The organism is Listeria monocytogenes, from assembly GCF_041765605.1.
In the GTDB taxonomy this organism is placed as follows: Bacteria; Bacillota; Bacilli; order Lactobacillales; family Listeriaceae; genus Listeria; species Listeria monocytogenes_D.
Window position 1 is genome coordinate 2439898 of record NZ_CP168900.1, and the last position, 23365, is coordinate 2463262.

Consider the following 23365-nt stretch of genomic DNA (forward strand, 5'->3'; position numbering starts at 1 on the left):
TGAGTTAGCACGGTTTTCTAAAATTTTAGTTATAACTATGTTTCATTAAATGTAAGTACTTGCTTAAAAAATAATGATTTCCTGTTTTTATTTTCACATTTCCAGGATGAGTTTCCGTATAAAAATTCTTCGAGGAGGAGCCGATTTTGTCATTTCTTCATCTAGCAATTGTTCTGCCATTTATTGTGGCACTGCTAATTCCACTTTTTTACCGGTGGACCAAACAAGTTCATACTGGCTGGTTAGTACTTCCAATTCCAGTGATTTTGTTTATTTACTTCTTAACATTTATCCCAAAAACGATGGACGGGGCAACGATTGTTTCAATGCCTTGGATTCCCCGACTTGGGATTAATTTTACGGTAGTAGTAGATGGGCTTAGTTTGCTGTTTGCGCTACTTATTACTGGGATTGGTTCACTCGTTACCTTTTACTCTATTTATTATTTAGGGAAAAAGAAAGAACGACTTAGCAATTTCTATACATTTTTATTTATTTTTATGACGGCAATGCTTGGGGTTGTCTTGAGTGATAACTTGATTGTGTTGTATCTTTTCTGGGAGCTTACTTCCATTAGTTCGTTCTTATTGATTGGGTATTGGTATCATCGTGAGCGTTCACGGTATGGGGCTCGTAAATCGATGATGATTACAGTCTTCGGCGGACTGATGATGCTTGGCGGATTTATTTTGCTTCATATTATGAGCGATTCTTTTTCCATTCGGGAGATTATTAGTAACGCGGATGTAATTAGTAATAATAGTTTATTCATTCCCGCGATGATTCTTGTCTTGCTCGGGGCATTTACGAAATCTGCGCAAGTTCCATTCCATATTTGGTTGCCGGATGCGATGGAAGCACCTACTCCGGTCAGTGCCTACCTCCACTCTGCTACGATGGTAAAAGCTGGGATTTATATTGTCGCTCGGTTCACGCCACTATTTGCAAGTTCGGGTGTATGGTTTTGGACGGTATCACTCGTTGGGATTACGACCCTTTTCTGGGGTTCACTTAATGCCACGAAGAAAAATGATTTAAAAGCAATTTTGGCTTATTCGACGATAAGTCAGCTTGGTCTCATTATGGCGCTTCTTGGTGTCGGCGCTGCTTCCCTTCACTTTGATACGCTTAGTGATGATATTTATGTGATGGCGATTGTCGCAGCTGTGTTCCATCTATTTAATCACGCGACGTTTAAAGGTAGCTTGTTTATGATGGTTGGGATTGTCGATCATGAAACAGGAACGCGGGATATTAGGCGACTTGGTGGTCTAATGCGCATCATGCCAATTACAGCAACGATTGCTTTTATAGGAACGTTCGCAATGGCTGGGATTCCACCGTTTAATGGATTTCTAAGTAAAGAGATGTTTTTTGAAAGCATGGTAAATATTACGCAATTGCAATTGTTTGATGCAAGTACTTGGGGCGTTCTGCTCCCTGTTGTAGCTTGGGTTGCTAGTGTGTTTACGTTTGTTTATAGTATGATTATTTTCTTTAAAACATTTACTGGAAAAGTGAAACCGTACTTACTTCCGAAAAAACCGCATGAAGCGCCATTCGGACTACTTTTACCACCGATTATTTTATCGATTTTCGTGGTGGGTATTGGTCTCTTCCCTAATTTAATTGCGGAGCCGATTTTGGAGCCTGCTGTAAGAGCAATTGTTCCTGGGCTTTCTACTGATTTCTCCATTCACATTAGTTTGTGGCACGGCTTTACGCCTGCTCTGTTAATGACGTTCGGTGTTGTTGCAGTGGGGATTGTCTTGTTTCTTACACATAAATACTGGAAACCTTGGATTACGACTAAGGTTCCAAAAGCACTTCGAATTGGGAAAACGTATGATAATGGGATGTATTATTTAGAACAAGGCTCGTATCGTATGACGATGTTTATTATGACTGGTTGGCTTCGGACTTACTTGAATTACATGTTATCGGCTTTTATTTTAATGATGGCTTCGGTCATGATTTTCACACAAGCACTTGATTTCAATTTCTCGAGTATGACGAAAGTAACAGTTGTTGATTTTGTTTTAGCGGCAGTTATTTTAGTGACGTTGGTTGGGATTGTCTTTTCCAAGTCGCGGATTACTTCGATTATTTTACTTGGAGCAATGGGATACACGATTAGTATTTTCTTTGTTATCTCTAGAGCACCAGACCTTGCTTTAACACAGCTTATTATTGAAACTATTTCCGTTGTGCTTTATCTACTTGTGTTTTATCATCTTCCTCAGTTTAGTAATATTGAGGAAAAGCCGAAATGGTTATCAATGAAGACATTTTTGAGTATCGGGGTCGGTGTAATTATCACCCTTGTCTCTCTTTCAGCGTATAATACAACATTTTATGATTCGATTTCGAAGTACTATGTGGACAATGCTTATGTGGAAGCGGCGGGACGAAATATTGTAAATGTTATCTTAGTTGACTTCCGTGGTTTTGATACGATGTTTGAGACAGCTGTACTTTCGATTGCGGCGATTGGTATATACGCGATGATTAAATTACGACTGACGAAACGAGGTGAGAATGATGAAAACGAATGACGTTCTACTGAGAAATGTAACGAAAGTAGTTGCTTTCATTATTTTCTTATTCTCACTCCATTTATTCTTTGCAGGACATTATAATCCTGGTGGCGGGTTTGTAGCTGGACTTACAACGGCTGGCGCAATTACATTAACGCTACTTGCTTATGATACAAAAACAGTTGCTAGTATGCTTAATATCAATACGATTATGCTTACCGGGGTTGGGCTTGTATTCGCCCTTGGTACTGGGATGATTGGGATTTTTACAGGAGATCCTTTCTTAACGCATAAATTTGGTCATGTTGATTTGCCCATTTTAGGAGATACTGCGTTACACACGGCGACTTTGTTTGACCTTGGGGTTTACTTAGTTGTTGTCGGTGTAACACTTACGATAATTCAAACGATTGGGGAGAGTGACTGATGGAACTATTAATGTCTATATTAATCGGCTTGATTTTTGCAGCTGCTGTCTACTTAATTCTCTCTAAAAGTTTGCTACGGATTATTATTGGAACGGCTGTCCTAAGCCATGGTGTCAATTTGCTTGTACTTACGATGGGTGGACTGAAAAAAGGTCGCGTGCCAATTCTTGGTACACCGGGAGCGGGAACGTATAATGATCCCCTTCCACAAGCACTTATTTTGACTGCGATTGTTATAAGCTTTGGTGTAACTGCCTTTTTCCTTGTTCTTGCTTATAGAGCGTATCAGGAGCTTGATAGCGAGAGTGTATCCAAGACGAGAGGACATGAAGCCGATGATGAATAATATAATTTTAATGCCGATTTTGATACCTTTCCTTGGAGCAATTACGTTAATGTTGCTTCCGAAAAAAGTAATCATTCAACGGGTATTCGCCCTTATTTTTAGTGGTATTTTGGTTGTAGCGACACTTGGACTTGTATTTTATATTCGAGAAAATGGGATTACAACTGTGAATATTGGTAACTGGGCGGCTCCTTTTGGGATTACGATGGTTGGCGATATGCTTGCTGTCTTGCTTACGGCAACGACGAGTATTGTTTTATTCTGCGTGATTCTTTATTCTTTTTATACGATTGGGAAACCACGGGAGAAATTTCTTTATTATCCAGCGATTCTCTTTATGATTGTTGGGGTTAATGGTTCGTTTTTAACTGGTGATATTTTTAATATGTTCGTATTCTTTGAAGTTATGCTGATGGCGTCTTATGTACTGCTTGTCATTGGTGGAACTCAAGTTCAGCTCAAAGCGACGATTAAATACTTGCTGATTAATGTGGTTGGTTCCGGATTTTTCGTTGTAGCAATTGCGCTACTTTATTCGATGATTGGAACGCTCAACATGGCGGATATTTCGCAAAAAATTACGGATTTAAATGGTGCAAATACAGGAATGATTAGCGTTGTCGCGGTTCTGTTCTTGTTTGTATTCGGACTAAAAGCAGGACTATTCCCGCTTTACTTCTGGCTACCAGGATCTTACTTTGCTCCACCAATTCCGGTGCTTGCTTTATTTGGTGGACTTCTGACAAAAGTTGGGGTTTATGCAATTATCCGGACATACACACTATTTTTCAGTTCGTTAACAGATTTTGTTGTTCCGCTACTTGGAATTCTCGCGATTGTGACGATTGTTCTTGGGGTTATTGGGGCAATTAGTTACTATGATATGAAAACGATTGTGATTTATAATATTATGATTGCGATTGGTGTTATTCTGTTTAGCGTTTCGATTATGACACGTGAATCGATGACTGGTGCTGTCTTTTACTTGATTCACGATATGATTATTAAAGCCGCGCTGTTCCTTATTGTCGGGATTGTGATGGCGATTACTGGTTATTCTAGTGTAAAAAAATTCAGTGGGTTGATGAGCGTGAAGCCTTCACTCGGTTGGATTTTCTTCATTGCTACTCTTGGTCTTGCAGGAATTCCACCTCTTAGCGGCTTCATTGGAAAATTATTGATTGTGGAAGGTGCTTTCTCTGCTGGTCAAATAGTCGGCGGAATCATCATCTTACTATCCAGCTTATTCGTCCTTATGTCTTTAATCAAAGTCTTTACAAAAGGCTTCTGGGGCGAGAAAAAAGGCGTATTCAATTTACAAATTCCGTATAAAAAAATGCTTGTGCCAGTAATTATTCTACTTGCGATTTCGATTGGTTATGGTGTGTTTAGTAACGCAATTTATCCGTTTATTGAACAGGCGGTTGACCCTCTTGTTGACCCTTCTGTTTATATCCATGCGGTGATAAAGGAGTGATAAAAGATGGCTTTTCAACTTATTCTTAATATAATACTTGCTTGTTTGTGGATGTTTCTTGAGTCATCATTTAGTTTTGCAACATTTATCATTGGCTTTATCATCGGGATTTTCTTGCTATTCTTTATGCGACGTTTCCTTGGATCAAGATTCTACCTTTTCCGGTTATTCGCCCTTATCAAACTGGTTTTCCGCTTTTTGCATGATTTAATTGTTTCTACAGTTCATGTAAGTCGGATTGTTTTAAAGAAAGATATGAACATTCGACCGGGGATTTTCAGATATGATACGACGCTTGAGACAGACTGGGAAGTGACGATGCTCGCACTACTGATTACGTTAACGCCAGGGACACTTTCGATTGATATTTCGGATGATTATAAAGCAATCTATGTCCACTCGCTTCACGTCCCTAACATTGAAGAAGAAATTGCAACAATTCGTAAGTCTTATGAAGGCGCGATTATGGAGGTGTTCCACGGATGATTATTCAAATCGCTTTATCCATTGGTTTACTTCTCTATTCGATTTCAACTTTCTTATATCTTTACCGTATTTTAAAAGGACCAACTACTTCTGACAAAGTGGTGGCGCTGGATTCTATTGGAATGAACTTAGTGGCCATTGTAGCGCTACTTTCGATGTTTTATGATACGCATGCCTTTTTGGATGTTATTTTACTTATTGCGCTTCTTGCATTTATCGGAACGGTTTCCTTTGCCAAATTTATTGAGAAAGGGAAGGTGATTGATCGTGAACGTGATAATTGAGATTATTATTTCTATTATGATTTTAATCGGCGGTTTGCTTAGTATTCTTGCCGCAATCGGGGTTATCAGATTGCCTGACGTGTACACTAGAACGCATGCTGCCGGGATTAGTAATACATTTGGCGTTAGCTTACTTCTGTTTGCAACGGTTGGTTACTTTTTCCACTCAGGCGAAGGTTTTAATGCGCGAGTACTTCTGGCCGTATTGTTTATTTTCTTAACTACACCAGTGGCTTCTCACCTTATTAACCGGGCTGCTTATGATACCGGTGTTCCACTAGCTATTCGAATTCGTGACCAATTGCGTTCAGTGAAAAAAGACGATATTAAGAAAAAGAAAAGTCTTATTATCCGTCAAGAACAAATTGAAAAAGCACGACAAGAGCGGGAAGAATTGGAAGAACGAATGGAATGGGAACGACGCGAAGAGAAAATTGATGAGCGCGAAGATCAAGAAGAACAAGAACGGGAACGCGAGGAACAAACGATTGAAGAACAGTCGGATGATTCCGAGCATGAAATCATCGAGCAAGATGAAAGTGAAACTGAATCAGACGATGATAAAACAGAGAAATAAAAAAAGCATGGCGCGAGTTCATCAATTGACCTCTGCCTTGCTTTTTATTTTCGTTTCTTTTTGACTGCTATGGTACATCTGCTAATACAAATTAGTTTTTCCGTTTCGTCAGTGATTTTAATTTCCCAGACTTGGGTACTTTTGCCAAGGTGGATTGCTTCTGCAGTCGCTGTTACTAATCCTTCTTGTTTTGAAGCGAGGTGGTTGGCGTTAATTTCTAAACCAAAGACGATTTCATCAGGTTCGATTGATTTAGCAGCGCCAATACTTGCTGCATGTTCCGCCAAAACAACAGAAACGCCGCCATGCAAATAGCCAAATGGTTGGTGGACTTTTTCTGTTACTTCTAACTGAACGATTGCTTTTCCTTTTTCTACTGAAACGATTTCAATGCCAATAGTTTCTTGAAGTCCCATATGTTCCCTTCTTTCCGAATTTGCTTTATACTTTATTATATAAGAGTTGGTAGAAAAACTCTAGAAAAGGTTTTTAATAAGCTCATTGTGGTAAAATAAGAATAGACTTTTTGACAGGAGAGATTTGATGTCGATATTTACGAATACACCATTAATTGCATCTATTATTGCGATAGTGTTTGCCCAAGTGGTAAAAGTGCCGATTCATATTTTAGTTTACCGGAAGTTTAATGTCGGACTAATGTTTTCCACTGGTGGCATGCCTAGCTCTCACTCAGCTGCGGTTACTGCACTAATGACAACACTCGCAATTGAATACGGGCTCGATTCACCTTATTTCGCGATTGCTGTTGTATTTGGTATTATCGTGATGTTCGATGCGACTGGCGTTAGAAGACAAGCCGGTGAACAAGCAGTTGTTTTAAACAAATTAGTAACGGATTTCCAAGACTTCGTGGAACATGCAAAAGGGCTCGCGGCACCTGAACAAGAAGAAAAAACGAAGCATTTAAAAGAATTACTTGGTCATAAACCTATGGAAGTTTTCTTCGGAGCACTTACCGGGATTGCGATTGGCTTTATTTTAGAAATGTTTATGTAAATGAAAAGTTGACTCCTTGTAGTCAACTTTTTTTGTTTGTCGTTAGTTTACAGCTATATGTTAAAGGGAAAATCATGTTATCAACAGATTTTACAAAGGGGCTGGCTTCGGTGAAAAAGGTAACACTCGTTTTTAGCGTTTATACATTTATTCTAGGTATCTTAGTGGGAGTTATTGCTGCTTTATTTTTAGCAATGGTTCACTTCGCCACGACGTTTTTGTGGGATTATCTTCCTAATCAGTTTGATTTTTCATGGTATTATCCTCTACTAGTCGGTTTGATTGGGAGTTTTTTTGTAGGAATGGTTCAGCTGAAATTTGGTGACTATCCGCGGTCGATGCATGACAATGTTGCTGAGGCGAAGAAAACTGGACGGATGGAGTATCGCAAAGTTCTGCTTCCTACGATACTTAGCGCTTGGATTATTTTAACATTTGGGGCGAGCGTTGGTCCGGAAGCTGCTTTGATTGGTATTGTTGGTGGTGCCACGACTTGGATTATTGATCATCTAAAACTATCTATGGCGCATAAAGAAGAACTTGTTAGTTTGAGTGTTGGCGCGATTATTTCCAGTATTTTCCACGCTCCGTTTAGCGGACTAGCCGAGGAAATTGATGAAAGTAGTCAAGCGAAGAAAATTCCTAAAAACTCTAAATTAGTGTTATCGCTTCTTATTTCTTTTAGCGCACTCGGATCTTTCCTTTGGCTGAAATCCTTTTTAAAAATGCCTGCGAGTATTTTTGCGATTCGGCTACCTGACATGGGTTGGTCTTGGTGGTTTATTTTACTTTTTATTCCTATGATTATTCTAGGATGGCTCTTTAGTGTTTATTTCCAGCAATTGCAAGTCTATATCGCGAAGGCAGCTTCTGTCATTAAAAATAAAATGGTCGCGGCGGTTATTGGCGGTTTGAGCATTGGTTTATTTGGGATAATTTCTTCCTTCATGTTATTTTCTGGTGAGCATCAGCTGATTGAATTGACAACAACTGTCCAAAATTATTCGATTCCTTTTTTACTTATTATCGCCTTGTTAAAACCTGTTTTGGTCGCTATTTGTTTAGCAACGGGCTGGAATGGCGGTGCAATTTTCCCGGCGATTTTTACTAGTACGATTATGGGGTACATAGCAACATTTTGGATGGATGGATCAACTGGTTTTCTCATTACGGTTTTCGTCACCGCTTGTTGTACGAAAATTGTTGGAAAACCCGTTCTTACCGCATCCATTTTACTTTTCATTTTCCCGCTACAATTTTTCCCGTTTATTCTGTTGACGGCGTTTATTGTGAATAAAAATTGGTGGGTTAGCATCAAGAAAATTATACGAGCATAAAAAAAGCAGAAATTCATAACGAATTTCTGCTTTTTTTCACGAACAATCCCAGTTATACATAATGTTAGAAAAGTCCCGGTTGATTAAATCTTGTTTATTGATGAAGAAGTTCGCAACACCGCAGTCGCCCCACATAATTGCCATCCTATTTTCATCAAAGTCTTCGGACGCTAATTGGAACAAAAGCGTGTCGTGATGAGGATTTTCTGAATACATACGCGGATCTTCTTGCGTGAAGAACGGATACCCGCCGAGCTGACTGCCTTCGCTAGCTAGATTGTATAACTCATCAGCTTTATCTTCCTCATCAGCGAAAATTTGATCAGCTAATTCATAAAAATTATTACCAAATTCATTTTCAAAATCAAAGCTATCTTGTAATAGAATTTGATCTGAAACTTGACCAGCAATTTTAAATTCACCATTTACAACAGGGTAAAAATCTGTTTTCGCTACATCTTCAAAAAATGCATCTTGTTCTTCGGCAGTTAAGCTCTCACTTCCCAAGTCATCAAAGAAAAACACCCGAAAACCGTCTTGACTCGTAGGATTTTCAAAATTAAGTCCGTATAAATCATCTTGATAATCCACATAAAAAGCAAGCAACCCAAATTCCGGATAATTTTCCATTTGCGGCATTTCCGAAAAATTAATTTGCGCTAATAACGAAAGCGGCTTACCTTCTTCCGTCACCGGATATCCTTGTTCTTTCGGCAAATAACCTCGGCCACCAGCTTTACTTTGTAACAAGGAAAGTGTGCCCGCATCTTTAAAATGCAACTCTATCCGCTCTTTTTCTGTTTCCAAAAAGCGTTCGGCCCATTCACTTGGAAGTATATCAAAAAGTTGTTCCATTATTTACCTTCTTTCTTTTTTGTAACGTGATTCTTTAACAATCCCAGTTAAAAATAACATTGGAAAAATCCCGATTAATTAAATCCTGTTTATTAATAAAGAAGTTGCCGACTCCACTCATGCCCCACATGATATTTATTTGGGCACCTGGCTCTTCACTGTACTCACTATCTAATTGAAACAGCAATGTGTCGTGATACGAATTTTCTGTACGCATTCGCGGATCTTCTTGGGTGAAGAACGGAAAACCACCAATTTGACTACTATATGTTGCAAGGTCAAATAGCTCATTCGCTTTATCTTCATCATCACCAAAAATTTGCTCCATGATGTCATAAAAACCACTGCCAAATTCTTTCTCAAACTCTAGAATATCATTCATCAAAAGCTCTTTCGTTACTCGACCAGCAAGTTTATACTCCCCTTTGACCACAGTATAAAGGGCTGATTTATCAATACCTTCAAAATAAACAGCTTGTTCTTCTGCAGTCATGCTCTCTCTGTCTATATTCTCAAAGAAAAACACCCGAAAACCATTTTGTTCTGTCTGATCATCAAAATTAAGACCGTATAAGTCATCATGATAATCAACATAAAAAGCAAGTATTCCTGATTTTGGATAATTCTCGATTTGCGGCATTTCCGCAAAATTTATTTGCGCTAAAAAGAAAAGTGGTTCTCCTCCTTCATTCACTGGATAACCTTGTTCTTTCGGCAAATATCCTCTCCCACCAACCTTACTTTCTATTAAAGAAATCACGTCTTCATTTGTAAGGCTTAATTCAATACGTTCTTTCATTGTTTTTGAAAATTTTTCTGCCCACTCACTAGGAAGTATCTCAAAAAGTTGTTTCATGGACTTACCTACTTTCATTTTTCCTTCATTATAACATAACAAAAAAGCAATATCTGCACTAACAGATATTGCTTTTAGAAGTCTTATTTATAAAATTTAAACTTACCTTTACTAGCAAGAACGCCTGAACCACCAATAAGTAGTAGCGCGCGGTCATCAATGACTTTTTTCATAACGGAAGCTGGGTAGCCTTTCAGGTTTTTACCGAAAACGACACCAATTGCATCGTTATCGCCTAGAGAGCAAACTGTTCCTTTTTCATGATAAACAAAGTCTTGTAAGTCCGTTTCGCCTTTAACTAATTTAGCTAAGTTCACTGCAGCCACATCGGCTTGTTGCATTGCGATTTGAGCAGTTGGCGGGAATGGACGGTCATTTGCAGGGTTGATGATTAGTGAGCAGTCACCAACAATTAAAATTTCCTCGTTACCAGGAACAGTTAAATTGTTGTTTACTTTCACACGACCACGACCAGCTTCAAAGCCAGATGCTTCAATAACACTATTTCCGCGAACACCTGCAGCCCAAATAATGGTTGCCGCTTTGATTTCACGAACTTCATTTTCACTTTCCGCATATTTTACGCCGTCAGCGGTAGCTTCTTTGACTGGTTTACCAACATGGAATTCTACGCCGCGATCTTCCAGTACACCAACACCATAATCAACGAGTTTCGCATCAAATTGTGGTAATACTTTTGGAGCTGCTTCCATGCAGTAAATGCGCACTTTTTCGCGAGGCACATCGTACTCTTTCACTAGTTCTGGAATGCGATTAGTTAATTCCCCAAGAAACTCAATTCCAGTAAAGCCAGCGCCACCAACGATAATTGTTAATAATTCATCGCGTGGATCTGTTTTCCATTTAGCAAATTGCGCTTCAATGTGCGCACGGATTTTTTTAACGGATTCTACACTTGTAATAGTGAAGGCATATTCTTTCAAACCACTGATTCCAAATGTTTCTGCTTCTGACCCAAGAGCAATTAATAAATAGTCATAGCTGATATCGCCATTTGCATCTAGTGTGACTGTTTTTTCGTCTTTATTAATTTTTACTACTGTATCTTGGATAAATGTCGTTTTTGTATTGTTCACGACTTTGTCTAATGGATACATTAATTTTTCTGGTTCAATTGTTCCAGCTGCTGCTTCATGTAACCAAGTCGTTTCGTGGTGATAGTCATTCTTATTCACTAGAACGATTTCGGCTTCCAAGTTTCTTTGTTGTAACTTACGTAAAGTTTTTAGTCCCCCGTATCCTGCTCCGAGAATGACAATTTTTGGTTTACTCATCTGTTATCACATCTACTTTCCCTTATATTTTTCTTCACAAAAAAAATTGCATTAAGAATTTCTTACTGCACCTATGTAGATTGCGCTAAAAATCTACTGCAAACTATGAACAAAGTGAAAATGGTAAGTACCAATATATTCCCTATTTCACAGCTTACAAACTATATCATAGACTTTTTAACTTCCATTTTCAAGAAAGCGAACTCAAGGGTTTAAGCTTCTTTGGAGCATGGTTCAAGTGGTATACGATTTTTTTCACAATAAAGCTTTGGGATGGCTTGATTTTCGTAAAAATCTTTTATTTGATGCATAATTGGTCTAGTTCATTTTTATACTATTTTTATTGCAGCAATCCCGTAAACATTCTTTTTTCATAATCTGTGCTAAAATATGCTTATTGCAACTTTAGCGTTTTCAAAGGGGAAATTACGAACTAGGGGGTGATGTATTTTGGATGAAAAAACAAAAATTTATGATATCACGATCATTGGTGGTGGACCGGTTGGGCTATTCGCTGCTTTTTATGCCGGAATGCGCAATGCGAGTGTGAAAATAATAGAAAGTTTACCGCAATTAGGTGGACAACTTTCCACGCTTTATCCCGAGAAATATATTTATGATATTCCGGGCTATCCTGCTGTACGCGCACAGGAACTTGTTAATAACTTGATTCAACAAATGAAACCATTTGATCCAACCATAGCGCTGGAAGAAGCGGTTCAAAGCGTAGAAAAACAAGTTGATGGCACATTTGAAATCATCACGAAGAAAGATACACATTATAGTAAAGCAGTTATTATTACCGCTGGAAACGGCGCATTTGAACCGAGACGTTTGGATCTTCCAGAAGCAGAGCAATACGAAGGGAAAAACATTCATTATTTCATCAATGATTTAAGTCGCTTTTCGGGTCGTCGCGTTGCCGTTTGTGGTGGCGGAGATTCCGCAGTGGACTGGGCACTCATGCTTGAAAAAGTAGCCAGTTCAGTCGCGATCGTTCATCGTCGCAATGCTTTCCGTGCGCACGAACATAGCGTGAACAATTTAGAAAAATCTTCCATTGCCATCAAAACACCATTTATACCAACTGAAGTACTCGGTAACGGTGATAAATTAACGCATATTACTTTGCAAGAAGTCAAAGGTGATACAAGGGAAACACTGGAGATTGACGATTTCATCATTAACTATGGTTTCGTTTCTTCGCTTGGTCCAATTAAAAATTGGGGTTTAGAGCTAGAACGTAATTCGATTGTCGTTAATTCAAAAATGGAAACGAGTATCCCAGGAATTTATTGTGCAGGTGATATTTGCACGTATGACGGTAAAGTAAAACTAATCGCGACCGGATTCGGTGAAGCTCCAACAGCCGTTAATAACGCAATGAATTTCATTGATCCAAAAACACGCGTGCAACCAATGCACTCCACATCTTTATTCGAATAACAACCGAAACCACGAGGCGACTTGTGGTTTTATTTTTTACTCACCGGGAAAAGTTCTTTGTAGATATTTTTTAGGAGGAGATTAGCAATGAATGTACTCGTAATTGGCGCAAATGGCAAAATCGGCCGTCTTTTAGTAGAAAAACTCGCCATGGAAAAAGGCTTTTTCGTTCGAGCAATGGTTCGAAAAGCCGAACAAGTAAGCGAACTTGAAAAACTTGGCGCAAAGCCGATTATCGCCGATTTAAAAAAAGATTTCCACTATGCCTATGATGAAATTGAAGCGGTTATTTTCACAGCAGGATCCGGTGGTCATACGCCCGCTTCCGAAACTATCAACATTGACCAAAACGGCGCCATCAAAGCCATCGAAACTGCTAAAGAAAAAGGTGTACGCCGGTTCATCATTGTTAGCTCTTATGGCGCCGACAATCCAGAAAACGGTCCCGAATCCCTCGTCCATTATTTAAAAGCCAAACAAGCAGCCGATGAAGAACTAAAAAGAAGCGGTCTTGACTACACCATCGTCCGCCCAGTTGGCCTTTCAGATGATCCAGCCACTGGCAAAATCGCTGAAGTTTCCGAAAAACCTACAACGATTATCCCGCGCGCAGATGTTGCAGATTTTATTAGTGAAGCTTTATCCGAAAAATCTAGTTTTTATAAAACCTACACCATCGAAAGTGGCGACACACCCATTAAGGAATTTTTTAGCTAATAAAAAGCGATGAGCCAAATTACGCGCTCATCGCTTTTTTCTATATTAAAACGGATTCTCTTCCAAAAATGTATATATATTCGCAACCAATTCCTCCGCAGTTTCTCCGCGAACCACTTCTCCGTCCACTAAAGCAAACAAACTCGTCGCGCATAAATCACAATATGTCAGACAATCATATTCAATCACGTCCAAACTATCATCCGCATCTAATTTCGCAAACGCAGCATCCGCCCCGCTCGCCAAATTATTCACGCAAAATTCCACAATCGGATTCATCTTCACTTGCCTCCTAGACTGTTACATCGTTGCCAAGTAACCACGGTCGGTCATTACTTGATAAATATCTTTCAACCGAGGATTGCCTTCCGCGATAATTTCACCATCGACCACAATGACTGGGTACATATAATCTTCCTCGACAATTTTATTCGCCATATCCGCTAAAGCCGTTTCATTCGGCGGATTAAAAATATCCACATACTCCACCATAAATGGCTGACCAGAAAACTTCCGACCAATCGCAGCTCGAAGCCATTCCTCTGTTTCCTTCGAGGATGGCGCTCCGACACAACTCGCACAAATTGTCGTTGAACCATAAACATATAATTTCGCTTCATTTACCATCACGCTTCACCTCACTATCATTGTACAAAAACCCACCAAAAAAAGCGACTAAGCTGTTTCACGAAGTATAACTATTAAACTTTATGAATTTTTATAAAGATATGAATTGACACAAATTTACAGATATATTATAATATTTCCAATACATTGCTAACCTTTAAAGCAGTAGTGTATTAACATGATAAACCATCTATCGGTTGTACCCGTGATTTCACGGTCAACATATAAGTAACACTCCCTTTAACAATCGGGCGCGCAACCCGATTGTCTTTCAACCTTACCAGTTGAAAGGGCACGTTCCTTTCTGAGCCTTAGGAACGTGTTTTTGTTTGGCACGTTCGAAGCAAAGCGAGTTACGGGCCAAATATGCATGCGAGCAAAGCGAGCATGTAATCCTTCCAGAAATGTGCGCCCTCCACACAAGCTTTCTTCCTCCATCAAAATCCATCCACCCTCAACCGAAAACCCACATTCCCATTCGCCCGTTCAAAGCAAAGCGAATTACAGCCCAAATATCCATGCAAACAAAGCGAGCATGTAATCCTCCCAGTAAAGTGCGCCCTCCACACAACAGCTTCCCTTCCTAATAAAATCCATCCACCCTCAACCGAAAACCCACATCCCCATTCGCCCGTTCAAAGCAAAGCGAATTACATCCCAAATACACATACAAAAAAACTCACCTTCCAATATTTTCGAAATTTTTAAAACCTAACAACTAATTTATATGCTCTATATATTCAAAAACCCCCTCTCCACACCACTAATCAAAACCAAACCCTCTCTCCCACCTACATTCCCACCTCCAAAAACCCTAAAAAAACAAATATGTCCAATTTTTGAACTTCACTCTATTTTCAATAAATTTCTTTTGAAAACTCATGATTTATAAAGAACCCACATGTTATTATAACGGTGTTTAGAGATGTATTCGTTTCGAACTGCATTTCCCAACCAATTTTTGTTGCTGAAATAGTCCGTTTTAACGAATAACTAATTACGAATACATTCAAAAAAAAAGGAGGAAATTAGACATATGCAAAAAGCAATAAAAATAATGTTAGTTTTATTTTTAATCACAACCGTATTTTTACCTTTTAGTAATGTACGAGCAGCATCAACTGATGTAGTAAATATCCCAGATCCTTATTTAAAAGAAGGTCTTAAAAACATTGTAGGAAAACCGTTGCTAGAAGAATTGACTGAAGCACACCTCGAGACGATTAGTACGGCGGATATTTCTTATATGTACGGTTTCTCTGGATATCCTGTCACTGGGTTAGTTAGAGATTTAACTGGACTCGAAAAAGCAGTCAACATGACCAATTTATATTTTTCAAACCAAACAGAAATTACCAATTTAAATCAGATTAAAAATTTACCTAAGCTGAAAAAAATCGTTGGTATTTCTACTGGATTGAATGATATTAAAGCTCTTGGCGAGATGCCAGCACTCGAAGAAGTAGAATTAGGTGGGGATAATATCACTGATTTCACTCCCTTACTTGAACAAGAAAACTTAAAATCATTTTCTTATAACTCATATGCTTGGTTAGATCCATCATATCACCAAATAAATAATGAAGAATTTACAAAATTTGCAAACCTCAAATCAATTGAGAATTTAGATCTAACTTGGAATAACATTACCGATTTAGCAGCATTAACTGCAAATGATCACATTACAAACTTAAATCTAAGTTACAACAAGTTCACTAATGTAGCTCCAATTGCTACGATGAAAAAACTTAAAGTTCTTTATTTAAACAATAACAACTTAACTTCCATTGATTCGTTACATACACTAAGAGGATTATCTATTGCTTACGCTGATAATAATAACATTACTGATTTAAGTAAGTTAAAAGATTTTTTTGAAAGCATGGATGTCGTTGGTGATTATAAAGGTTTGCAAGTTAATAGCCAAACTATCACACTTCCAACTATTAATATTAAAGAAGGGGCAACAGCTATTTCAAATAATCCTACTTTAGATATTGATGGCAAAGAAATGCCTATTTCTAGCATTTCTGACGGTGGAACAGTATCGGCCGATAATAAAACAGTCTCTTTCTCTAACTTACCAATTGGAACGAAGACTGTGACTTACAATGCGACATTCACAGCTACTTCCGCTAAAGGAGTCCCGCTTAGTTACTCCCTTAAAGTATCACAACCAATTACGGTATCCGAAAAAACCGATTCATCTGTAAACGTATTTTACAAAGATGAAAATGGCAATGAATTAGCTACAAGCGAAACAATTTCTGGTAAATCCGGAGAAAATTATCAAACAACAGAAAAAACAATTACTAACTACAAATTAAAAGAAATTGAAGGCCAAGCTTCAGGACAATTTGGCGATAGTGATACAACAGTCACTTACGTCTACGAAAAAGCAGATGGTGCACCCGTTACCGTGAAATACGTCGATGGGGACGGTAACGAATTAGCTACTTCCGACACATTGAATGGCAAAATCGACGCACCTTACCAATCTACAGCGAAAAGTATCACAGGTTGGACAGTTAAAACTACACCTACCAATGCTAATGGCGTATTTACAAACGCTAACCAAACAGTCACTTATGTGTACGAAAAAGCGAACGGTGCTCCCGTTACCGTGAAATATGTCGATGGCGATGGCAACGAACTAGCTACTTCTGACACATTGAACGGCAAAATCGACGCACCTTACCAATCTACAGCGAAAAGTCTTTCTGGTTGGACAGTTAAAACGACTCCTGCCAACGCTAATGGCGTATTTACAGATACTAACCAAACGGTCACTTATGTGTACGAAAAAGCAGATGGTGCTCCCGTTACTGTGAAATATATCGATGAGGATGGCAACGAATTAGCTACTCCTGATACATTGAACGGCAAAATCGACGCACCTTACCAATCTACAGCGAAAAGTCTTTCTGGTTGGACAGTTAAAACGACTCCTGCCAACGCTAATGGCGTATTTACAGATACTAACCAAACGGTCACTTATGTGTACGAAAAAGCAGATGGTGCTCCCGTTACTATTAAATATCTCGACAGCGATGGCAACGAATTAGCTACTCCTGATACATTGAACGGCAAAATCGATGCTCCTTACCAATCTACAGCCAAAAGTCTTTCTGGTTGGGTAGTTAAAACGACACCTGCCAATGCTAATGGCGTATTTACAGACACTAACCAAACGGTCACTTATGTTTACGAAAAAGCAGATGGCGCTCCTGTTACCGTGAAATATGTCGACGCGGACGGCAACGAATTAGCTACTCCTGATACATTGAACGGTAAGCTAGATACACCTTACGCGGCAACAGCTAAAAACTTGAGTGGTTGGAAGCTAACAGCCACACCGGCCAACGCTAATGGCATATTTACAACTGATGCTCAAACAGTCACCTTTGTATATGCTAAACAAGAAGACGATCCTAAAAAAGAGGATAAAAACAAAACACCTATTAAAATCAGCGAAAACAAACCAAAAGCAAACAAATTAACTACAATAAAAAAACAAACAAAATTACCGAAAACCGGCGATAATCAACAAGATAGTATATTGTTCGGATTAGTTGGTACATGTTTCGTTCTCTTAGGAATTTACTCTATCTCTAAGAAAAACAGCTAAAATAAACTGCGAAAACTCTCTTATTAATTGAATAAGAGAGTTTTTATTTGGTAATTACTTCCTATTGCACTACTTTCGATCTCAGAAAAACCCAATTTAATTCCTTTAAATTTCCCCATATCCTGTTATAATAGAAAATATAACATTGCCTCACGAAAGGAGAACTATATCCTATGGAAGAAATTAGCTACGCCGAAGTTGATAAAGCTTTAAAAAAGTTCCGTCCGTTTTTAGTTCGTGATGGCGGGGACTATGAACTTATCGAAGTCACACAAGACGGTGTCGTAAAAATTAAACTACTTGGTGCATGCGAGACTTGCCCCAGTTCTGATATGACTTTAAAAATGGGTATCGAATTAACTTTAGCTGAAAAAATTATCGGCTTTAAAGAAGTTGTTCAGGTTTTTTAAACAAATATTTTAGCGACCAAACAATCGGTCGCTATTTTTGTATAAAAAGGTTTAGAAATCCTGTAAACGTCTATCATACAATATACATACAGTTAGAAGGAGGTAAGAAAAATGGTAGAAAAACAAAGTGCGTTAGAATCAAAAGCACGCAGTTGGCTCATCGAACGTGGCGTAGAAATTGACGATATCGCAGAACTTGTCTTATTTTTACAACAAAAATATCATCCCGGATTGGAATTAGATATTTGCCGTCAAAACGTTGAGCATGTTCTTCGTAAGCGAGAAGTCCAAAATGCTGTTTTAACAGGCATACAGCTTGATGTGATGGCTGAAAAAGGAGAACTCGTCCAACCACTACAAAATATCATTAGCGCTGATGAGGGGCTGTACGGCGTCGATGAGATACTCGCACTCTCCATCGTCAATGTGTATGGATCAATTGGATTTACCAATTACGGTTATATCGATAAAGTAAAGCCAGGTATTCTTGCAAAATTAAATGAACACGATGGTATCGCCGTTCACACATTTCTCGATGACATTGTTGGCGCCATCGCTGCGGCCGCTGCAAGTCGTCTTGCGCATAGTTATCACGACGACATCGTTAATTAAACAAAAACCAGTAAAACAAGAGGCCTATTCCTCCAATTTTACTGGTTTTTCTTTCCCTAATTTTACTTCTACTTGCCGAATCGAGTTTTTATTCATTGAACGAACGATAAAGCGGTATCCCTCATGTTCAATCTCATCACCAGCTTCTAAGTCAAAACGTTCGAGCAACATCCATCCCGATAACGTATGAACACCCGGCCCTTCAATTGGAACCCCAAGCGCTTCCTCAACTTCAAGGAGCGGCTCAGATCCTTCAATAATATAATGATTCAAAGCTACTTTTCGAATCCCTTTCGGACCTTTTGCTTCTTCCATATCCCCAACAATTACTTCCATGACATCTTCTAGCGTCACAATCCCCGAAGTCCCGCCGTATTCATCCGTGAGAACGACAAACGGCTCACTTTCTTGCTGCATTTTCACAAGTAGCTCTTCCAAAATCATGCCTTCAAACACTTCTAAAACAGGTGTAATAAATGGTTGAATAGATTGCGTCACAATCGTTTCATCTTTTCCAAGTCCAGCCATAACCGCACTGACTCGTAGCATTCCGATAATATGATCTTTATCTTCATCTTCGGTTACTGGGAAAATATGATATGTATGTTCAGAAGTTAATTTCAACAAATCTCGTACAGTTGCCGTTTGGTCAATCGCAATCATCGACATTCGCGGTATCATCACTTCTTTCGCTGGCACGTCGCCAAGTTTGAAAATATTTTTCATATAACGAAACTCTTGTGGATTCAAAAGTCCTTGCCTATAGCTATCTTCAAAAATAATCTTCAGTTCTGTTGGCGTCATTTGGTCCGCATCAACTGTTTGTTTTACCCCAAACATCCGCGTGATTAAATTCGCCGAGTTATTTAAAAGCCAATTGAGTGGAAAAGTCAGGCGATACCAATACACAAGCGGGCGCGCGATAAACAGAGCTACTTTTTCTGTGCTTTGAATTGTAAATGTTTTCGGAGCAAGTTCTCCGAGTACCACATTTAAGAATGTAATTAAAATAAAGGAAACAAAAATCGAAATCGGCTTTTCAACGGATTCTGGTACAGGTAACATTAAAAATAACGGCTCCAACCAACCACGCATTGTTGCTTCACCAACCCACCCCATAGCAAGTGCGGCGAGTGTGTTCCCTAACTGACAAGCAGCCAAATAATCATTCATATTCGAAGTAACTTTTTTTACATATTTCGCTCGCGGGTCCTCTGAGGCTACTAGTTGCAGGACAGTAGGTTTCCGAATTGCGACAATGGCAAATTCACTTGCCACGAAAAAGGCAGTCGCTCCAATTAAAAATATTACAAAGAAATCATTAAAAACGTCCATTTAGCATCCTCCTTATCCCCATTCTATACCCGATTTTAACGTTTGAACCACAAGTCGGCCACTGCCTCGCCGTCGATGATTTCCCCCGTTTTTTTAAATCCATATTTTGCATAAAATTTCTCTGCTACCGTATTATCTGGTTCGTAAGATAAACGCAGACGTGCTGGTTTTTCTGGTAGATTTTTCACTATCTCGATAATTTGTTCTAGCGCATCTCCGCCGTAGCCCTTACCTTGATGCTCTTTCCCAGTCATAAATCGTACCAACCAAAACTCACCATCATCTGTATCCATTCCATACATTGCGTAGCCAACCGGCATATTATCCGCATATATTACCAGCGAATGATACGTTTCTTCAAAACTTGCTTCGATAATGGAATACCAGTTTTCTGCGACAAATGTTTTTTGGTGTGGATGCACTTCTAATTTTGCTGTTTCGTGAAAATTGTCTTTCGTTAACTTTTGAATTGAGACCATTTTCTAACCTCCTATTTATTAAAAAAAGAGCAGAAAAATTCCGCTCTTCTAGTTAAATTTCCAATCAGTTAGTTTTGTTACAGCGTATGTAGGCTGGATTTCTTTCGTTAATAATGCTTCTTTTGATGTAAAGCCAGTGTGTACGATTAACGTATCCATGCCGTAATTGATGCCCGCCATAATATCGGTTTCGTAGTTGTCACCCACCATGATTGCTTCGTCTTTATGGACACCGAGTTTTGCGAGTGCTTGCTCCATAATAATGGATTCAGGCTTCCCAATAAAAACTGGTGCTGTTTCTGTGGCTACGGAAACGACTGATGTAATCGAACCATTTCCTGGAAGCAAACCGCGCTCTGTCGGAATTGCTGCATCGCCATTCGTCGAAATAAACATCGCGCCACCGCGAACCGCAAGAGCTGCTTTTGAAAATTTCTCATAATCGACTTCCCGGTCAAGCCCAACAACAACAAAAGCTGGATTACTAGAAGTTATTTCAAATCCATTATCTGTTAGTTCTTGTTTTATTCCACGTTCTCCGATAACATAAACCGTTTTTTCGCGTTTTTGTTCCATCATAAATTGCACGGTTGCTTGTGACGTCGTGAATACATCGTCACTTACAGCTTGAATCCCCATGTCAGTTAAATGTTCTGCTACTTGCCCAGGTGTTTTTGTTGAATTGTTTGTTACAAATAAATACGGAATTCCCGCACGTTTTAAGTTTTCGATAAAAATGATCGCCTCAGGAATAACTTCTGCCCCGCGATACATCGTGCCATCTAAATCAATTAAATACGCTTTATAATTCTTCAATTCCAAACTACCTCATTTACTATTTTACTTTTTTAATAACAAAATATGCACAACCAAAATTGCAGTATTCATAAATATATTCTTTTAACGTGCTAATTTTGTTGTCGTATGCGGCTTTGCGGTTATCGTCTTCGAAAAAGCCTTTCAGCCGAAGTTGATCGTAACCCCAGTCGCCCACTATATAATCATATCGTCCAAGAATATCGCTAAACCGTTCATTTAACTTCTCCTCGTCAAAAGCATCGCGATAATTGGTGATAATCTCGTAGTTTAAATCTTGAATCGTAATCGTCACTTGTCTTCCTCCTGTCCGTACATTTTTTTAAGTTTCCATTTTAAAATATCTCGGAGTAGTTCCGGTGTATATACTTCTTTTCGTTTAATTTGTTTTACTATCGGGAAAAATGGCGCGAACACAAACGTATCATGGGTCGCAATCCGGTATTCCCGCGTTTTATCAATTGGTTTATTATCAAAAAGCGCCACTTGATTTTCCGCATCAAAACCAGCTCTGTCCATCAAAACGGTGCCAAAATACTCGCCTCGGAAACCAAAACCTCGAAGCGGAATATCTTGCAGTTCTGCTTTCTTTCGGTAGATTCCGTCAATAAGTATTTCAAGCTCCTCACCAGACATCGTTAAAGCAATCGCGTTGAGCGGATGCGGTAACATTTGATGGATATCAAAATCCGTCACGATTCCCGCTTCAAAGTCTGTCATAAAAATGCCCGCGTTCATCACAAATGTTTCTGCCCCAGTCCATTCACAAACCGCTTCATTCAAAATGTGCGCAATTTCCGAGTCATCAAACCAATTATGCGCTAACTTTCCGGGAATCGCAACTACTTTTTCAGAGAGTTCTGCGCGCCCTTTATCGAAGAAACCTTGAATTTCATTCGCTTCATTTGGAGCAGCCGGTAAATCCTCTGTTTTAAAAGTCGTGGCGGTTTTAGTCAATATCTGATTATTTTCGTCTAACTCGATATCCACTTTTCCGATATATTCGCCCCATCTACCTGCTGCAGCAAGTAACGCATTCCCTTCTAATTTCCCCGTTTCAAGTAAATGGTGCGTGTGTCCCCCCAAAATTACATCTATTTCAGGAATTTCGAGTGCAATGCGTTCATCACTTGGTAAACCTAGATGGCTGAGCAAAATAACTACATCCGTATCTTCATCCAAGCCAGCAATTTGTTTTTGAATGGAGCTAATAGGTTCCTCCACGCCCCAGCCCATTGCTTCGTAATATTCCCGAAACGGCGCCGTGGCACCAATAATAGCTATTTTCACTTGCTCTATTTCCTTATAAACAATCGATTTCACCCAGTCTGGCTGCTTGGTTCGTTCTTTATCTGCGTAAAAATTACAGCAAACTACTGGGAAGGCCGCATGTTCATATAATTTATCCAAGTCTTCATGGGCCAAAGTCGTTCCTTCATTATTACCAAAAGTCACCGCATCATACGGCAGTTGGTTAAGTAAGTCCGTATTCGCAAGCCCGTTCGTTCCTTCAGTAAGCGGATGGACCCGATCCAAAAAATCACCAATATCAAAAAAGAGCGCCGACTTATTTTCTTTATCCGCAGCTGTTCTTTTCTCTTTTAAGAAATTAAAAATGCGTGGCCAATGTTCCAAGTGACTATGAACATCATTTGTATGCCATAAAGTTAAATGTTTCATCTATCCATCTCACTCCCTACTTATAACTATTGTAGCGTAAAATAGCTTTTTTTACACGCACTAGGACTGGATGAATTGTTCCCTTTTCATTTTATGTTATGATAGGATATATTGTTTTAA

The 23365-nt window shown here is 39.0% G+C and carries 26 protein-coding genes; 14 read left to right on the forward strand and 12 right to left on the reverse strand.

Going from position 1 to position 23365, the window contains the following annotated elements; all coding sequences use genetic code 11:
* Nucleotides 1–146: 146 nt before the first annotated feature.
* From AB2Q86_RS12395 to mnhG, 7 genes are read left to right on the forward strand one after another with little or no spacing between them, the layout of a single operon-like run.
* On the forward strand, nt 147–2555 hold the full coding sequence (locus AB2Q86_RS12395) for a Na+/H+ antiporter subunit A (RefSeq protein WP_012580815.1): 2409 nt from the start codon (nt 147–149) through the stop codon (nt 2553–2555).
* A complete protein-coding gene (locus AB2Q86_RS12400) occupies nt 2539–2964 on the forward strand; it encodes a Na(+)/H(+) antiporter subunit B (protein WP_003769105.1) in 426 nt (141 codons plus the stop codon). Before AB2Q86_RS12395 ends, AB2Q86_RS12400 begins: the two co-directional genes overlap by 17 nt.
* Nucleotides 2964–3311 (forward strand): Na(+)/H(+) antiporter subunit C, encoded by a 348-nt coding sequence (locus AB2Q86_RS12405; RefSeq protein ID WP_003722406.1) that lies wholly within the window; start codon nt 2964–2966, stop codon nt 3309–3311. The genes AB2Q86_RS12400 and AB2Q86_RS12405 overlap by 1 nt, the downstream gene beginning before the upstream one ends.
* Complete coding sequence (locus AB2Q86_RS12410) at nt 3304–4788, forward strand: Na+/H+ antiporter subunit D (RefSeq protein ID WP_077904953.1); 1485 nt, start codon at nt 3304–3306, stop codon at nt 4786–4788. Before AB2Q86_RS12405 ends, AB2Q86_RS12410 begins: the two co-directional genes overlap by 8 nt.
* 6 nt (nt 4789–4794) lie before the next feature.
* Nucleotides 4795–5274 (forward strand): Na+/H+ antiporter subunit E, encoded by a 480-nt coding sequence (locus tag AB2Q86_RS12415; protein WP_003730417.1) that lies wholly within the window; start codon nt 4795–4797, stop codon nt 5272–5274.
* On the forward strand, nt 5271–5558 hold the full coding sequence (locus AB2Q86_RS12420; RefSeq protein ID WP_003722409.1) for a Na(+)/H(+) antiporter subunit F1: 288 nt from the start codon (nt 5271–5273) through the stop codon (nt 5556–5558). Before AB2Q86_RS12415 ends, AB2Q86_RS12420 begins: the two co-directional genes overlap by 4 nt.
* A complete protein-coding gene (gene mnhG / locus AB2Q86_RS12425) occupies nt 5542–6135 on the forward strand; it encodes a monovalent cation/H(+) antiporter subunit G (protein WP_009919696.1) in 594 nt (197 codons plus the stop codon). Before AB2Q86_RS12420 ends, mnhG begins: the two co-directional genes overlap by 17 nt.
* A 44-nt stretch (nt 6136–6179) precedes the next feature.
* On the opposite strand, the gene menI is transcribed toward mnhG, so the two are convergent.
* Nucleotides 6180–6551 (reverse strand): 1,4-dihydroxy-2-naphthoyl-CoA hydrolase MenI, encoded by a 372-nt coding sequence (gene menI / locus AB2Q86_RS12430; protein ID WP_003730416.1) that lies wholly within the window; start codon nt 6549–6551, stop codon nt 6180–6182.
* A 127-nt stretch (nt 6552–6678) separates the two neighbouring features.
* Here menI and AB2Q86_RS12435 point away from each other — a divergent pair, with 127 nt between their 5' ends.
* The gene (locus tag AB2Q86_RS12435; RefSeq protein WP_003730415.1) at nt 6679–7152 is read left to right on the forward strand and encodes a divergent PAP2 family protein; all 474 of its coding nucleotides are present in this window, start codon (nt 6679–6681) and stop codon (nt 7150–7152) included.
* Between the two features lie 110 nt (nt 7153–7262).
* Nucleotides 7263–8489, forward strand: coding sequence for a chloride channel protein (locus AB2Q86_RS12440; protein WP_041176562.1), 1227 nt, complete (start codon nt 7263–7265; stop codon nt 8487–8489).
* 36 nt (nt 8490–8525) lie between these two features.
* Here AB2Q86_RS12440 and AB2Q86_RS12445 read toward each other — a convergent pair whose 3' ends face one another.
* The 3 genes from AB2Q86_RS12445 to AB2Q86_RS12455 form a co-directional block, all read right to left on the reverse strand.
* Nucleotides 8526–9344 carry a YwqG family protein gene (locus AB2Q86_RS12445; RefSeq protein WP_012580812.1) on the reverse strand — a complete coding sequence of 273 codons (819 nt, stop codon included), beginning with the start codon at nt 9342–9344 and terminating at the stop codon, nt 8526–8528.
* Nucleotides 9345–9378: 34 nt separating this feature from the next.
* Nucleotides 9379–10200, reverse strand: a complete 822-nt coding sequence (locus tag AB2Q86_RS12450) for a YwqG family protein (RefSeq protein WP_012580811.1) — start codon at nt 10198–10200, stop codon at nt 9379–9381.
* Between the two features lie 83 nt (nt 10201–10283).
* Entirely contained in the window at nt 10284–11495 is a 1212-nt protein-coding gene (locus tag AB2Q86_RS12455; protein ID WP_003725584.1) for an NAD(P)/FAD-dependent oxidoreductase, read from the reverse strand.
* 450 nt (nt 11496–11945) lie between these two features.
* Between AB2Q86_RS12455 and AB2Q86_RS12460 the strand changes: the two genes are divergently transcribed.
* Both AB2Q86_RS12460 and AB2Q86_RS12465 read left to right on the forward strand, forming a co-directional pair.
* On the forward strand, nt 11946–12941 hold the full coding sequence (locus AB2Q86_RS12460) for an NAD(P)/FAD-dependent oxidoreductase (RefSeq protein ID WP_003725585.1): 996 nt from the start codon (nt 11946–11948) through the stop codon (nt 12939–12941).
* 87 nt (nt 12942–13028) lie between these two features.
* The gene (locus AB2Q86_RS12465; RefSeq protein WP_012580810.1) at nt 13029–13658 is read left to right on the forward strand and encodes an SDR family oxidoreductase; all 630 of its coding nucleotides are present in this window, start codon (nt 13029–13031) and stop codon (nt 13656–13658) included.
* Between the two features lie 45 nt (nt 13659–13703).
* Here AB2Q86_RS12465 and AB2Q86_RS12470 read toward each other — a convergent pair whose 3' ends face one another.
* The 3 genes from AB2Q86_RS12470 to AB2Q86_RS12480 all read right to left on the reverse strand — a co-directional run bounded on the left by AB2Q86_RS12470 (nt 13704) and on the right by AB2Q86_RS12480 (nt 14708).
* The gene (locus AB2Q86_RS12470) at nt 13704–13937 is read right to left on the reverse strand and encodes a YuzB family protein (protein ID WP_003725587.1); all 234 of its coding nucleotides are present in this window, start codon (nt 13935–13937) and stop codon (nt 13704–13706) included.
* Between the two features lie 21 nt (nt 13938–13958).
* Nucleotides 13959–14285 (reverse strand): YuzD family protein, encoded by a 327-nt coding sequence (locus AB2Q86_RS12475; RefSeq protein WP_012580809.1) that lies wholly within the window; start codon nt 14283–14285, stop codon nt 13959–13961.
* A 240-nt stretch (nt 14286–14525) separates the two neighbouring features.
* On the reverse strand, nt 14526–14708 hold the full coding sequence (locus AB2Q86_RS12480) for a hypothetical protein (protein WP_077904954.1): 183 nt from the start codon (nt 14706–14708) through the stop codon (nt 14526–14528).
* Between the two features lie 613 nt (nt 14709–15321).
* Here AB2Q86_RS12480 and AB2Q86_RS12485 point away from each other — a divergent pair.
* From AB2Q86_RS12485 to AB2Q86_RS12495, 3 genes are all read left to right on the forward strand, one after another.
* Nucleotides 15322–17913, forward strand: coding sequence for a MucBP domain-containing protein (locus AB2Q86_RS12485; RefSeq protein WP_012580808.1), 2592 nt, complete (start codon nt 15322–15324; stop codon nt 17911–17913).
* Nucleotides 17914–18086: 173 nt separating this feature from the next.
* Nucleotides 18087–18323 carry a NifU family protein gene (locus AB2Q86_RS12490; protein ID WP_003725591.1) on the forward strand — a complete coding sequence of 79 codons (237 nt, stop codon included), beginning with the start codon at nt 18087–18089 and terminating at the stop codon, nt 18321–18323.
* A 111-nt stretch (nt 18324–18434) separates the two neighbouring features.
* The gene (locus AB2Q86_RS12495) at nt 18435–18935 is read left to right on the forward strand and encodes a phosphatidylglycerophosphatase A (RefSeq protein WP_003725592.1); all 501 of its coding nucleotides are present in this window, start codon (nt 18435–18437) and stop codon (nt 18933–18935) included.
* A gap of 24 nt (nt 18936–18959) precedes the next feature.
* Here the strand turns inward: AB2Q86_RS12495 and AB2Q86_RS12500 are convergent, their stop codons facing one another.
* Genes AB2Q86_RS12500 through AB2Q86_RS12520 form a run of 5 tightly spaced genes read right to left on the reverse strand, consistent with a single transcriptional unit; the run spans nt 18960 to nt 23245 of the window.
* On the reverse strand, nt 18960–20270 hold the full coding sequence (locus AB2Q86_RS12500; protein ID WP_012580807.1) for a hemolysin family protein: 1311 nt from the start codon (nt 20268–20270) through the stop codon (nt 18960–18962).
* Nucleotides 20271–20305: 35 nt separating this feature from the next.
* A complete protein-coding gene (locus tag AB2Q86_RS12505) occupies nt 20306–20749 on the reverse strand; it encodes an N-acetyltransferase (RefSeq protein ID WP_012580806.1) in 444 nt (147 codons plus the stop codon).
* A 48-nt stretch (nt 20750–20797) separates the two neighbouring features.
* Nucleotides 20798–21565 carry a TIGR01457 family HAD-type hydrolase gene (locus AB2Q86_RS12510; RefSeq protein WP_003730406.1) on the reverse strand — a complete coding sequence of 256 codons (768 nt, stop codon included), beginning with the start codon at nt 21563–21565 and terminating at the stop codon, nt 20798–20800.
* A gap of 19 nt (nt 21566–21584) precedes the next feature.
* A complete protein-coding gene (locus AB2Q86_RS12515; protein ID WP_003722426.1) occupies nt 21585–21860 on the reverse strand; it encodes a YutD family protein in 276 nt (91 codons plus the stop codon).
* On the reverse strand, nt 21857–23245 hold the full coding sequence (locus AB2Q86_RS12520; protein WP_003737444.1) for a bifunctional UDP-sugar hydrolase/5'-nucleotidase: 1389 nt from the start codon (nt 23243–23245) through the stop codon (nt 21857–21859). The genes AB2Q86_RS12515 and AB2Q86_RS12520 overlap by 4 nt, the downstream gene beginning before the upstream one ends.
* Nucleotides 23246–23365 lie beyond the last annotated feature (120 nt).